General features: G+C 63.5%; 11 protein-coding genes. 7 read left to right on the forward strand and 4 right to left on the reverse strand.

Features of this window, described 5'->3' with window-relative positions:
- Nucleotides 1–172 precede the first annotated feature (172 nt).
- From topA to rpmG, 7 genes are all read left to right on the forward strand, one after another.
- Nucleotides 173–3,145, forward strand: coding sequence for a type I DNA topoisomerase (gene topA, locus METAC_RS23770; RefSeq protein ID WP_036255616.1), 2,973 nt, complete (start codon nt 173–175; stop codon nt 3,143–3,145).
- A gap of 47 nt (nt 3,146–3,192) precedes the next feature.
- On the forward strand, nt 3,193–5,487 hold the full coding sequence (gene rnr, locus METAC_RS23775) for a ribonuclease R (RefSeq protein WP_084144004.1): 2,295 nt from the start codon (nt 3,193–3,195) through the stop codon (nt 5,485–5,487).
- Between the two features lie 17 nt (nt 5,488–5,504).
- Nucleotides 5,505–5,906 (forward strand): DUF302 domain-containing protein, encoded by a 402-nt coding sequence (locus METAC_RS0114455; RefSeq protein ID WP_026607595.1) that lies wholly within the window; start codon nt 5,505–5,507, stop codon nt 5,904–5,906.
- A gap of 54 nt (nt 5,907–5,960) precedes the next feature.
- A complete protein-coding gene (locus METAC_RS23780; protein WP_051335592.1) occupies nt 5,961–6,404 on the forward strand; it encodes a DUF983 domain-containing protein in 444 nt (147 codons plus the stop codon).
- Nucleotides 6,405–6,530: 126 nt separating this feature from the next.
- Nucleotides 6,531–7,646, forward strand: a complete 1,116-nt coding sequence (locus METAC_RS23785) for an MFS transporter (RefSeq protein ID WP_280643033.1) — start codon at nt 6,531–6,533, stop codon at nt 7,644–7,646.
- Between the two features lie 381 nt (nt 7,647–8,027).
- Nucleotides 8,028–8,330 (forward strand): hypothetical protein, encoded by a 303-nt coding sequence (locus METAC_RS0114480; RefSeq protein ID WP_156898227.1) that lies wholly within the window; start codon nt 8,028–8,030, stop codon nt 8,328–8,330.
- A gap of 588 nt (nt 8,331–8,918) precedes the next feature.
- Complete coding sequence (rpmG, locus tag METAC_RS0114490) at nt 8,919–9,086, forward strand: 50S ribosomal protein L33 (RefSeq protein ID WP_026607598.1); 168 nt, start codon at nt 8,919–8,921, stop codon at nt 9,084–9,086.
- On the opposite strand, the gene recO is transcribed toward rpmG, so the two are convergent.
- The 4 genes from recO to METAC_RS23790 all read right to left on the reverse strand — a co-directional run bounded on the left by recO (nt 9,079) and on the right by METAC_RS23790 (nt 12,620).
- A complete protein-coding gene (recO, locus tag METAC_RS0114495) occupies nt 9,079–9,828 on the reverse strand; it encodes a DNA repair protein RecO (RefSeq protein WP_026607599.1) in 750 nt (249 codons plus the stop codon). The two genes, rpmG and recO, sit on opposite strands and share 8 nt — an antisense overlap.
- Nucleotides 9,829–9,876: 48 nt before the next feature.
- Complete coding sequence (locus tag METAC_RS0114500; RefSeq protein WP_026607600.1) at nt 9,877–10,851, reverse strand: quinone oxidoreductase family protein; 975 nt, start codon at nt 10,849–10,851, stop codon at nt 9,877–9,879.
- A gap of 164 nt (nt 10,852–11,015) precedes the next feature.
- Entirely contained in the window at nt 11,016–11,501 is a 486-nt protein-coding gene (gene fabZ / locus METAC_RS0114505; protein ID WP_026607601.1) for a 3-hydroxyacyl-ACP dehydratase FabZ, read from the reverse strand.
- A gap of 150 nt (nt 11,502–11,651) precedes the next feature.
- Nucleotides 11,652–12,620 carry a UDP-3-O-(3-hydroxymyristoyl)glucosamine N-acyltransferase gene (locus METAC_RS23790; protein ID WP_084143666.1) on the reverse strand — a complete coding sequence of 323 codons (969 nt, stop codon included), beginning with the start codon at nt 12,618–12,620 and terminating at the stop codon, nt 11,652–11,654.
- Nucleotides 12,621–12,771: the final 151 nt, after the last annotated feature.

Consider the following 12,771-nt stretch of genomic DNA (forward strand, 5'->3'; position numbering starts at 1 on the left):
TGGGGGGAATCGCTCGGATTTGACTATGCCCCCTCGCTCCCCCATCTTCCGGCGGCGACGCCGACCGCTGATAGCGACGGGACGGAGGCCCGACGCACGCCCGTCATAGTTTCGTTATTTCACGCAAGACCGGACCCTATCGAACGGCCTGCGCATGTGAGGACCGCTGTCTATGAATGTCGTCATTGTCGAGTCGCCGGCCAAGGCCAAGACCATCAATAAATATCTCGGCAAGGACTATTTGGTTTACGCTTCCTATGGCCATGTCCGCGATTTGCCGGCGAAGGACGGCTCCGTCGATCCCGACGCCGATTTCGCCATGCTGTGGGACGTCGATTCCAAATCCGCCAAACGCCTATCCGACATCGCCAAGGCGGTGAAGGATGCCGACCGCGTGATCCTGGCGACCGACCCGGATCGCGAGGGCGAGGCGATTTCCTGGCATGTGCTCGAGGTCCTGAAGGCGAAGCGCATCCTCAAGGACAAGCCGGTCGAGCGGGTCGTCTTCAACGCGATCACCAAGGCCGCCATTCTCGACGCGATGAAAAATCCGCGCCAGATCGATGAAGCTCTGGTCGACGCCTATCTCGCAAGGCGCGCGCTCGATTATCTGGTCGGCTTCAACCTGTCCCCGGTCCTCTGGCGCAAGCTGCCGGGCGCGCGCTCGGCTGGGCGGGTCCAGTCCGTCGCCTTGCGCCTCGTCTGTGACCGCGAACTCGAGATCGAAAAATTCGTCTCGCGCGAATATTGGTCGATTCTGGCGCATTTGAAGACTGCGGCGGGCGCACCCTTCGTCGCGAGGCTCGTCGGCGCCGACGGCGAGAAGATCACGCGGCTCGACATTGGCTCGGGCCCGGAAGCGGAAGCCTTCAAGGCCGCCCTCGAGGCGGCCAAATTCTCGGTGGCGAGCGTCGAGGCGAAGCCGGCAAAGCGTCATCCATGGGCGCCGTTCACCACCTCGACCCTCCAGCAGGAGGCCTCGCGCAAACTCGGCTTCGCGCCGGCGCGGACCATGCAGCTCGCCCAGCGCCTCTACGAGGGCGCCGAGGTCGACGGCGAAACCGTCGGCCTCATCACCTATATGCGAACCGACGGCGTAGACCTTGCGCCAGAGGCGATTACGAGCGCCCGCGCCGTGATCGGCAAGGAATTCGGCGCCGCCTATGTCCCGAAGGCGCCGCGCAAATATACCGTAAAGATGAAGAACGCGCAGGAAGCGCATGAGGCGATCCGCCCAACTGATCTCGCCCGGCTGCCGGCCAAGGTCGCGCGCGCCGTCGAGCCGGACCTGGCGCGGCTTTACGAGCTGATCTGGAAGCGCACCATCGCGAGCCAGATGGAATCCGCCGAGCTCGAACGCACGACGGTCGACATTCTGGCCGAAGCCGGAACGCGCCGGCTTGATCTGCGCGCCACCGGCCAGGTGATCCGCTTCGACGGCTTTCTGAAGCTTTATCAAGAAGGCCATGACGACGAGGAAGACGAAGAGAGCGGCCGCCTGCCCGAAATGCGCAACGACGAAATCCTGACCAAGGACAGGATCGACGCAAGCCAGCATTTCACCGAGCCGCCGCCGCGCTTCACTGAGGCGACGCTGGTCAAGCGGATGGAGGAGCTCGGCATTGGGCGGCCCTCAACCTACGCCTCGACTCTCGCCGTCCTGCGCGAGCGCGACTATGTCCGCATCGACAAAAAGAGGCTCTATCCCGAGGACAAGGGCCGGCTCGTCACCGCCTTTCTCGAGGCATTTTTCACGCGCTATGTCGGCTATGACTTCACCGCCGAACTCGAGGAAAAGCTCGACCGCGTGTCGAACCATGAGATCGACTGGAAACAGGTTCTGCACGAATTCTGGGCGGATTTCTCCGGCGCTCTCGCCGGCACAAAGGATTTGCGCACGACGCAGGTGCTGGACAGCCTGAACGAAATTCTAGGCCCGCATATTTTTCCGGCCAAGGCGGACGGATCGAACCCGCGCGCCTGTCCGTCCTGCAATGACGGCCTACTCTCGCTGAAGCTCGGCAAGTTCGGCGCCTTCATCGGCTGCTCAAACTATCCCGAGTGCAAGTTCACCCGCACCCTGGCCAATGCGGAGGCGGCCGGCGCGGTCGAGGGCGAAAGGCCCGGCGTCAAATCACTGGGGTTCGACCCCGAGACCGGCGACGAGATCACTCTGCGCGACGGGCGCTTCGGCGCTTATGTCCAACAAGGCGAAGGCGAAAAGCCGAAACGCGCCTCGCTGCCGAAGACTCTCGCGCCCGGCGATTTGAGCCTCGATCAGGCGATCGGACTTCTTTCCCTGCCGCGCGAGGTCGCCAAGCATCCCGAATCCAAAGAGCCGATCCTCGCCGGGATCGGCCGCTACGGTCCCTATGTTCAGCACGGCAAGACCTATGCGAATATCGGCAAGAATGAAGATATCTTGAGCATCGGCGCCAATCGCGCGATCGACCTCATCGTCGCCAAGGAAAGCGGCCTCACCGGCCGGCGCTTCGGCAAGTCCGAGGGCGCGGCGGCGCGATCGCTCGGTGAGCATCCCTCGGGCGGCGAAGTCACCATCAAGGCCGGCCGGTTCGGCCCATATGTCAATCACGGCAAGATCAACGCCACCTTGCCGCGCGAGGCCGACCCCACCACATACACGCTTCAAGATGCGCTGGCGCTGCTCGCCGCGAAATCGACTGGCGACCGCGCCGTTCAGGGCCGCCTGCTCGGCGAGCATCCGGCGGGAGGCGCGATCACGGTCCGCGAAGGCCGTTTCGGCCCTTATGTCAATTATGGCAAGATCAACGCGACTTTGAAAAGCGGCGCCTCTGCCGATGCGATCACCCTCGAAGAGGCCATTCGACTGATCGAGGACAAGGAGGCGGCCGGAGGCGGCGCGAAAAAGAAAGGCGCTCCCGCCAAGAAATCGGCTTCCAAAGAGCCCGCGCCCAAGAAGACGGCGGCTAAATCTTCGCGAAAGACCGCCGCGAAGAAGGATGAGGCGGCGGCTGACCGCGAGCCGGCCTTTGATGAAGACGAGACGCCGCCCTTCGAGCCAACCTCTCGAAGCGAGGCGCCGCCGCTTTCGTCCAGACCCGCCGCGAAACCGGCGGCCTCAAAAACGAAGGCGACGACAACGAAGAAGGCCAAGCGAGCGTGAAAAAAGGCGCCGGCGCAATTGAGCCCGGCCAATGCGACAGCGGTCTCGTGCCGCCGCAAGACGAGGCGAGTCCCGCTGCGCTCCCCTCGCAGGCGGATATTCTCGCCTTCATCGCGCGAGAGCGAGAGGCGCTTGGCGAAAAAGCGCCCGCCAAGATCGGCAAACGCGAAATCGCCCGCGCCTTCGGGATCAAAGGCGCGGACCGGATCGCGCTCAAGCGTCTCTTGAAAGAGATGGAGGCCGAGGGCGCGATCGAGCGGCGGCGCAAGACGTGGCACAAGCCGGGCGTCCTGCCGGCGATCGTCCTCGCCGATATTTTCAGTCGCGACCGCGACGGCGATCTTTTGGCCGCCCCGGTCGAATGGGACGCGACAGAGGGCCCGCCGCCGAAGATCCTGGTTTCCATTCCACGCCGGCAAAGGCCCGGCGCGCCGGCGCCCGGCATTGGCGACCGCGCGCTTTTGCGCGTCGAATTTCTGCCAGAGGCCAAAGCCGGCGAGCCAGCCTATACGAGCCGCGTCGTCAAGCTTTTGCCGAAAGCGAAATCGCAGATCCTCGGCGTCTTCCGCGCCCATCCGGGCGGCGGCGGACGCATCCAGCCGATCGATAAGAAAAACGCCAATCGCGGCGAGCTCCAGGTGCTTCCGGGCGGCGAAGGCGAGGCCCGCGACGGCGATCTCGTCGCCGTCGAGCTGCTTCGCTCCGGCCGTCTCGGCCTGCCCACGGCGCGGGTGCGCGAAAGGCTCGGCGCGGTCGACAGCGAGAAGGCGGTGAGCCTGATCGCCATCCATACGCATCAGATTCCGAACGTCTTTCGCCCCGAGACGATCGCCGAGGCCGAGCGCGCCGCCGCCGCCGCCATGACCGGCCGTGAGGATTGGCGCGCCCTTCCGCTCGTGACCATAGACCCGGCCGACGCCAAGGATCACGACGACGCGGTCCATGCCGAGAGAGACGACGATCCAGCCAATCCGGGCGGCTTCGTCTTGCGCGTCGCCATCGCCGACGTCGCGGCCTATGTGAAGCCGGGCGCGGCCCTCGACCGCGAGGCGCTCGACCGGGGCAATTCGGTCTATTTTCCGGACCGAGTCGTGCCCATGCTGCCGGAGCGAATCTCCAACGATCTCTGCTCTCTGCGCCCGCACGAGGATCGCCCCGCGCTCGCCGCGCGCATGGTCATCGCGGCGGACGGCCATAAGCTTCGCCATAGCTTCCACCGCATCATGATGCGCTCGGCCGCGAAACTCTCCTACGCCCAAGCGCAGGCGGCGATCGACAGTCGGCCCGACGCCACGACAGCTCCGCTCTTGGATTCGGTCCTCGCGCCGCTCTACGACGCCTATAAAGCCTTGAAGCTCGCGCGCGACAAACGCGGGCCGCTTGATCTCGATCTACCCGAACGCAAGATCATCCTGAACGATGAAGGCAAAGTCGACCGCGTCGTCATCCCGCCGCGTCTCGACGCGCATCGGCTGATCGAGGAATTCATGATCCTCGCCAATGTGGCGGCCGCCGAGACGCTCGAGTCGCGCGAGCGGCATTTCATCTATCGCGCGCATGACGAGCCTTCGATCGAAAAACTCAATAATCTCGCCGAGTTCCTGGCCTCGATCGGCATTAAGCTCGCCAAGGGCGAGGTGATGCGGGCGGCGCAATTCAACGGGATTCTCGCCCGCGTCAAGGGCACGGACAATGAGCATCTCGTCAATGAAGTCGTGCTTCGCACCCAGGCCCAGGCGGAATATATCGTCCAGAACTACGGCCATTTCGGCCTCAATCTGCGACGCTACGCCCATTTCACCTCGCCGATCCGCCGCTACGCCGATCTCATCGTCCATCGCGCCTTGATCTCGGCCCTCGCCCTCGGCGGCGACGGCCTGCCCTCCTCGATGCAGGTCGAGCAATTGGCCGAGATCGCGGCGCGGATCTCCGCCGCCGAGCGCCGCGCCATGGCGGCCGAGCGCGAAACAATCGATCGGCTGATTGCGGCGCATCTTTGCGATAAGATTGGCGCGACATTCGAGGGCCGGATTTCGGGCGCGACAAAGGCCGGGCTTTTCATCCGGCTGAGCGAGACAGGCGCCGACGGATTCATCCCCGCCGCCATGCTTGGCGACGATTATTTTCGCCACGATGAGACCTTGCACGCGCTGATCGGCTCCCGAACAGGCAAGATGCATCGGCTCGGGGACGTCGTCACCGTCCGGCTCGTGGAGGCAGCGCCTCTTGCGGGCGCCTTGCGATTCGAACTTCTGAGCGAAGCGCCTCCGCGCATGCGGCCGCGCGGCCGGACGGAACGGCCGAAGCCGTCCGTCAATCGCCGCGCCAAATCGAGAGCCTGATCGAAAAGGAGCATCCCATGCCGACGGACGGTCTGGCGACCCTGCCAAGCGCATATTCCGCCGACGATACCATCCGCCGGCTGGAGGCGGCGATCGAGGCCCGCGGCCTCGCCATTTTCGCCAAGATTGACCATGCGGCGGGCGCCGCCGAAGTCGGCCTGGCTTTGCGGCCGACCTTTTTAGTGATTTTCGGCAATGCGCGCGCGGGCACGCCCTTGATGCAGGACAATCAAGAGATCGGCATTGACCTTCCCTTGAAGGCGCTCATCTGGCAAGACGCAGCGGGAAAGGCCTGGGTCGGCTATAATGATCCGGCTTGGCTTGCGGCGAGGCATCGTCTCGGCTCCGAGACCGCGCCAGCCGCAGAGGCCCTGGCGCATGGAATCGCCGCCCTGGCGAAGGAAGTCGCCGGCTGCTGAGATTTCAACATGGCTGCGCGTCCATTCGTTTAATTTGTCGAGGAGTTCCCGCTGATGTCCGCACTGGACCTGCCCATCTTTGCGCCGAAGGGCGTCGATCGTCCGCGCCGCGAGGCCTGGCCCTCGATTCGGCGCGGCTTCAAGGGCCGTTGTCCCGCCTGTGGCGAAGGACGAATGTTCAACGCCTATCTCAAGGTCAATGACGCCTGCCCGAATTGCGGCGAGGAATTGCATCATCACCGCGCCGACGACGCCCCGCCCTATATGACGATCTTCGTCGTCGGGCATATCGTCGGGACCTTAATGCTCCTGACCGAGGAATTTTCGCCGGACGCCCCGATCTGGCTTCACGCCATGGTCTGGCCGACGCTGGTCCTCATCCTCTCGCTCTGGCTGCTGCCGATCATGAAGGGCGGCCTCATCGCCCATCAATGGGCATTGCGCATGCATGGCTTCGAGGCCGCCCCGGCTCAAAAGGATCGGGTCTCGGCCGCCTAACAAACGGTTGCCCCGGCGGGGCGCTGAAAAAGGAAAGCGATCCTGGCCCGGCGAAACTTCAAAGCTCGCGACCGCAAGATCAATTGGATCGCGACGCCCGGCTCCACCAGCGCGCTCGCCTGCGCCATCGCCAGCGTTTCCATTGTCGGCGTCGGTCTCTCGTTGACCATCGCGCTCATCGCGGTCCGACTCGCCGAGCAAGGCTATAGCGCCCGCGCAATCGGCCTCAACACCGCCGCCGCCGGGGTCGCGACCTTGGTCGGAGCCGCTTTCGTTCCGGGCCTCGCCCGCCGGATCGGCGTCAAGGAGTTGCTTTTCCTCTCGCTGTTCGTCTCCGTCCTTTGCCTTGCGGTCATGGCGCTGACCCAGAATTATTGGGCGTGGCTCGGCATTCGCGCCATTTTCGGCCTCGCACTGACCGCGCTCTTCGTCGTCAGCGAATTTTGGATCAACGCCATCGCGCCGCCCGGGCGTAGGGGCTTCGTCATTGGCTTTTACGCTTCGAGCGTCGCCCTGGGCTTTGCCGCCGGCCCGACGCTCCTCGCCCTCGTCGGCACGGCGACCGCGGCGCCTTTTCTCGCCGCCATCGCGCTTTTCGCCTTGGCGGCCGCGCCGATCGTCGCCAACAGCGCCGCCGCGCCGCATATTAAAGACGCGCCCTCGGCCTCGATCCCGGCCTTTATCCTCGCCGCGCCTATCGCCGCGCTCGCCGGACTCCTGCATGGCGCGATCGAGACGGCCAGCATGGGCCTCCTGCCCGTCTACGCCCTGCGCGCGGGGCTCGCCGCCGAGACCGGAGCCGTCTTCGTCACGCTCTTCGCCTTCGGCAATGTCTTGGCGCAAATGCCGGTCGGCTATCTCTCGGATCACATGGATCGGCGTAAATTATTGGTTCTCATCGCGCTTTTGAGCCTAGGCGGCGCGCTCGGCCTGGGCTTTCTCGGGCCGACGAAGCTCATTCTATTCGGCGTCCTGCTCACGCTTTGGGGCGGGGTCGTCGGCAGTCTCTACGCCGTCGCGCTCGCCCATCTCGGCGCACAATATCATGGCGCCGATCTCGCCAACGCCAATGCCGCCTTCGTGATGCTCTATGCGCTCGGCATGCTGGCCGGCCCGCCGATCGTCGGATTTGGGCTGGATCTGCTGGCCCCGGCCGGGTTTTTCGTCAGCGTCGCGGCGCTGCTCGCGCTTTATCTAAGCGTCGCCAGGTGGCGCGCGCGCAGCCAGCGGGTCAATTCATAAGTCCGGGCCCTCGGCTGAGATTCGTCCATGGTTTATGCACGCTGAAGACGATTGATATAATTGAGGGATGTCGCAGCACAGAAATTTCGAGCCTTGCACGCATATTGCCGCCTTGCGTCATGGTCGGGACAAGAAACTAAGACCCTCGCTATAGGTTCAGATTGTGCCCTTGCGATGATGCACGCCGCTCTTGCAACAAATTAAGGCGCAATGGCAAGTCCTAGCGCGCGGCGCCATGCCGCGCCGAGCGCTATTGGACCTCTTTTCGTCAAGGCCCCGCCAGAAATATAACACAGTTATTTTGCCATAAATCTCATATAGAAGAACGCTGACTGTTCCAATGAAACGGTCACATTAGTCAATTGGTTAAGGATCTGGGCCATGAAAAGCAAACTTCGCAGCTGCCTGTCAGCAGGCGGCACGAGGCTAATCTCGCTCAAAAAATTGGTGAAAGTTGCGCCATTACTGTTGGCGGCATCTCCTGGGATCTGCAACGCCGATCCGCGATTCGATGAAGAGGGGCTGCGACAACATTGCGCCGAGACATATCATCGTGATAGCGACTATGCGAAATGCGTTATGCGCGGTTTGCGGTCGCCCCAGGTGAACAGTTTTCTCGATCACGATCCCGCCTACAAGAAGCAGCCCTTTGTCGGGTCGCAATCCTCGTCAACGACGGATTAAAACCGGAGCCGCCAAGGCGGAGCAAAACCAGGCGGTCGCCGCGGACGGAAAGCGCGATATGCTGCCTCCTGCGCGGTGGTGAGGGCCGGCGCTTCGCAAGGCATATTCCGATCGGATCGAATCAATCCTTCGACCACGAATATGCCTAAGCATTTAAAATTGGAGCAATTTCTTATTGTTCGCATGACTTCATGCGATCAGAAATCGCTCTGGTCTCGACGGCCGGGACGTTCAGGAGGCGCGGCTTTCCGCGCCTCCGAATCAGCGGATCGGCCGCCACGCCCTCCGACGCGACTTTACCTGCGACGAGCGGCGTATTTTCTGAACCTGCCGCTCAAGCGGAAGCAACCGCCAAAGAATTTGAGCTCATCCGCTTGCTTCGCTCAAATTAGCCGATGATCGGTTATAATTGATGGCCGTAATCCAAAGCTTGATGCGTTTGGAAAAAGTTCAATCTTAACCAGGGCCAACGGCGCAGGATTTCTTGACAAGCCGGGCGCGATCCGTATGGTCGCGGCTTTCCCGGAATCCCCCGAGCCTGCGGGCGGGGGCCGCGCGCCTTGCGCCGCACTGAAGGACGATTGAGAGATGGCCAAGGCCGCGATGATCAAGATCAAGCTCCTGTCGAGCGCCGACACGGGCTATTTCTATGTGACCAAGAAGAACGCCCGCACCAAGACCGAGAAGCTGTCGTTCAAGAAATACGATCCCGTCGTGCGCAAGCATGTCGAGTTCAAGGAAACCAAGATCAAGTAGGCGTTGCGCCCCAGCCCGCGCGCTTGGCGAGTTCCGCGAGATAGGCCCCCCGCGCCTGCGGCAAGGGCAGGCCGCGCGGTCCGAAAAGATCCCGCATCAGGAAAAATTCGGTCAGCCTGAACCCGTCGCGAATGTCGTCGGGCGGCGGACTTTTTGTCGTCGGCTCAATGCGCAAAAAAGCCGGAAGCGGCAAAAGCCGGTTACGATAGGGCTCGCCGGCCGCCCGCGATACGGCGCGGCCAGATTTCGGCGAGACATAGACGAGATCCGTTTCGACGCCGGTCGCGGCGCATTGCGCAAGATCGAGGCCGAATCCCGTCTCCGTCAGAATCGCCGCCTCGAAACGCACCAGAAGCTGCGGCAGATCGTCGGTATCCTCGACATGGTCGGCGATGAAACAGGCCGTCTCATAGAGCGCCGGATGCGGATCGCGCTCGGCGACGAGCCGCAGCAGGGCGCCGACAAGGCCGATCGCATGCAAGGCTTCCGCGCTCGCCATTAGCCGCGCTGTGCGCAAAGTCGTCGGCTCGACAGCAAGCAGGCCGAGATGCTCGTCGAGCCGCGCGCGCCAGACGAGCAAGGCGCTATTGCCCGCTTGCAAATAGGGTTGCATGCGCTTGGCGCGTCCGCCTTTGACAAGGCCCAAATGGCGGCCATGGGCGCGGGTCATCGCCTCGAGGATGACGCTTGTCTCCCCATGCTTCTTCACCCCGATGATCAGGCCCTCGTCCCGCCATTCCATGCAGGGAGTTCACCTTTCCTCCGGCCGGCCGCCGGACGGAGCGATGCGTTACGGCAGGAGCACGACCGCTCCGGTCGTCTGACGACCCTCCAGCGCGCGATGCACATTGACCGCGTCGTCGAGCGGATAGGTCGCGCGCAAGGGAATATCGACCGCGCCGCTGGAAATCGCGCGGAAGAGATCGCGCGCGCCCTTGTCGAGATCCTCGCGTTTCGCCGTGTAGGTATGGAGCGACGGGCGAGTGGCGAAGAGCGAGCCTTTCGCCGAGAGGAGATTCATGCTGAAGGCCTCGATCGGCCCGGAGGCCGAGCCGAAGCTCACGAAAAGGCCGAGCGGCTTGATGCAGTCGAGCGAGGCCGGGAAAGTGTCCTTTCCGACTCCGTCATAGACCACGTCGCAGAGCTGGCCTTTGGTGATGTCCTTCACGCGGGCGACGAAATCCTCGTCGCGATAGAGGATCACATGCTTGGCCCCGGCCTTCTTGGCGAGCTTGGCCTTTTCCGGCGAGCCGACCGTGGCGATGACCGTCGCGCCGAGCGCCTTCGCCCATTGGGTGAGGACGAGGCCGACGCCGCCCGCCGCCGCATGGATGAGGATCACATCGCCGGCCTTCAGCTTGAAAGTGCGACGCAGCAAATATTGCGCGGTGAGCCCCTTGAGGAGAATCGCCGCCGCGGACTCGTAGGATATGGCTTTCGGCAGCTTGACGAGGCGGGAGGATTCGACGAGCCGCTCCTCGGCATAGGCCCCGAGCGTCGCGACATAGGCGACCCGATCGCCGATCTTGAAATCCTTGACGCCTTTGCCGACCTCCACCACTTCGCCGGCCGCCTCATTGCCGGGCGTGAAGGGAAGCGCGGGCGCCGGATAGGCCCCGCTGCGGAAATAAGTGTCGATGAAATTGACGCCGATCGCATGGTTGCGGACGCGAACCTGGCTGCGCTCAGGACGCGCGAGCTCGATGTCCTCGATCCGCATAACCTCGGGGCCCCCGAGTTCATGAACGCGGACTGCCTTTGTCATTAGGTCTTGCCTATTTGAAGCGAGATGCGCCCGAGTCGCCGTTTCGCGGCTCGACGCGCCCGCATATATCATGCGGCGGTTCACCTGCGCTGACAAGTCGCCGCCCGCCGCGCGCTGAAGCGATAGCGCCTAGCAGCGATCTGGAGCGATCGACCGGCTCGGCGTTAGGCCTTGGCGGACTCGTCCTCGACCACCAGCGTGGCGGCGATCTCGGCCTCGCAGACCAGCGTCCCATCGACCAATGCGCGCCCGGCGTACCACCACATATTGCGGCGATGATTGGTCTTGGTCATGTGAAACTCGACGCGGTCTCCCGGCGTGACCGGCTTGCGGAATTTCGCTTTATCTATGCTCATGAAATAGACCAATGGGGCGGCCTTGCCAGCAAACGCATGCGCATGAATGCAAATGGCGCCCGCTGTTTGCGCCATGCCTTCGATGAGCAGCACGCCCGGCATGATCGGGCGCTCGGGAAAATGACCCTGAAACTGCGGCTCGTTCACGCTGACATTTTTCAGGCCGATCCCGAATTCATCGCCTCTCGCCTCGATGATTCGATCAATCATGAGGAAGGGATAGCGGTGCGGCAGCAGCTTCAAGAGCCGCTGAATATCGATCGTTTCAATCGTCGTGGACGCAGCCTCGGTCATCGTGCAAGCAATCCTATGTCGTTTTCGGCGACGGCCAACAGCGCCGGGCCGCGCCCCAGCGAGGTCGATCATCCTGTAGAGGAAAATGTTGCGGGGCTCCACCGTCTTGATGGATCGAAAGCGAAAGCGGCCGCGCTCTGCCGCCGAATTCTAGCCGCCCTCCGAATCGTCCGACACAACGCCGGACCGCGCCGCGATCCACGCGCCCGAGCCGACTCGCGCGTGGGCCGAGAGGCCGGCCTGCGGGCCGATCGAGACGAAATCCCCGAGCCGCGCGCCAGCGCCTATGCTCGCCTTGGCCTCGATGATGCAATAGCGTCCGATCGCCGCCTCTCCGGAGATCTGCACGAGCGCGCCAAGAAGAGCTCCTTCTCCAATCACGGTATCCCGCAGGCCGCCGCGGTCGATCGTCGAATTGGCGCCGATCTCGACATTATCCTGAATGATGACGCGGCCAATTTGCGGCGCTTTCGCGCGCTCGTCCTGGCGCTGACGCGGCTCGAATTCCTGGAGAGCGCGGCCAGCCTGACCGACCCTGGCGCCGGGATCGACAATCACGCGATTGCCAATCAGCGCATGCGTGATCGCCGCCTGGGCTCCGATCGAGCAATCGCGACCGATCCGGACATCAGGCCCGATGGCGACGCCCGCCGCGATGATCGTGCCCGCGCCTATTTCCGCGCGCGGCCCGATCACGACGCCCGGATCCACAATCACGCCGGGCTCGAGCCGCGCCTCTGGATGAACTGACGCACCGGGATTGACGCCGACCGCCGCGAACAAGGACTCTGGTCGAACCGCGGCCGGATAGAGCCTCGCCAAGGCGCGCGCAAAGGCGCGCGCTGGATCATCGGCAATGAGCGCGATCACGCCGTCCGGGACGCGATGAGCGTCGCGCAGCTCGACGAAACAGGCCGTCGCGCGCGTCGTCTCGAGCGAGGCGCCGGAGCTGAAACGATCGGCGTAGGCGAGGTCGCCGACATCGGCCTCGTCGAGGGGCGCCGCGCCAGAAATTGGAATCGATAGGTCGACCCTGGCGTCGGCCCTCGCGTCGGCGCAGGCGAGGATTTCGCCGAGCGAAAACTGCCGCTCACGGGAAAAGAATGCCGGATTGCTCATGTCGGGCCCTGAGAGCCTGATGAGGTGAGGCGTCCGTTTCAGGCCTAGAACGACTTCCCGCCGGATGGAGCCATCCGGTCGACGAGACATCGCTCAAACAGCCGAAGCATAGCCAACTTTTCGATCGACCGAATCGGCCCAATCGCTCCTA

The organism is Methylocapsa acidiphila B2 (assembly GCF_000427445.1).
GTDB classification, from domain to species: Bacteria; Pseudomonadota; Alphaproteobacteria; order Rhizobiales; family Beijerinckiaceae; genus Methylocapsa; species Methylocapsa acidiphila.

Bases quoted from the DNA above. Each gene is read 5' to 3' on its own strand.
- rpmG (WP_026607598.1), top strand. From the start codon at position 8,919: ATGGCCAAGGCCGCGATGATCAAGATCAAGCTCCTGTCGAGCGCCGAC.
- fabZ (WP_026607601.1), bottom strand. From the start codon at position 11,501: ATGACCGAGGCTGCGTCCACGACGATTGAAACGATCGATATTCAGCGG.
- METAC_RS0114480 (WP_156898227.1), top strand. From the start codon at position 8,028: ATGAAAAGCAAACTTCGCAGCTGCCTGTCAGCAGGCGGCACGAGGCTA.
- topA (WP_036255616.1), top strand. From the start codon at position 173: ATGAATGTCGTCATTGTCGAGTCGCCGGCCAAGGCCAAGACCATCAAT.
- recO (WP_026607599.1), bottom strand. From the start codon at position 9,828: ATGGAATGGCGGGACGAGGGCCTGATCATCGGGGTGAAGAAGCATGGG.
- METAC_RS23780 (WP_051335592.1), top strand. From the start codon at position 5,961: ATGTCCGCACTGGACCTGCCCATCTTTGCGCCGAAGGGCGTCGATCGT.
- METAC_RS0114500 (WP_026607600.1), bottom strand. From the start codon at position 10,851: ATGACAAAGGCAGTCCGCGTTCATGAACTCGGGGGCCCCGAGGTTATG.
- METAC_RS23790 (WP_084143666.1), bottom strand. From the start codon at position 12,620: ATGAGCAATCCGGCATTCTTTTCCCGTGAGCGGCAGTTTTCGCTCGGC.
- METAC_RS0114455 (WP_026607595.1), top strand. From the start codon at position 5,505: ATGCCGACGGACGGTCTGGCGACCCTGCCAAGCGCATATTCCGCCGAC.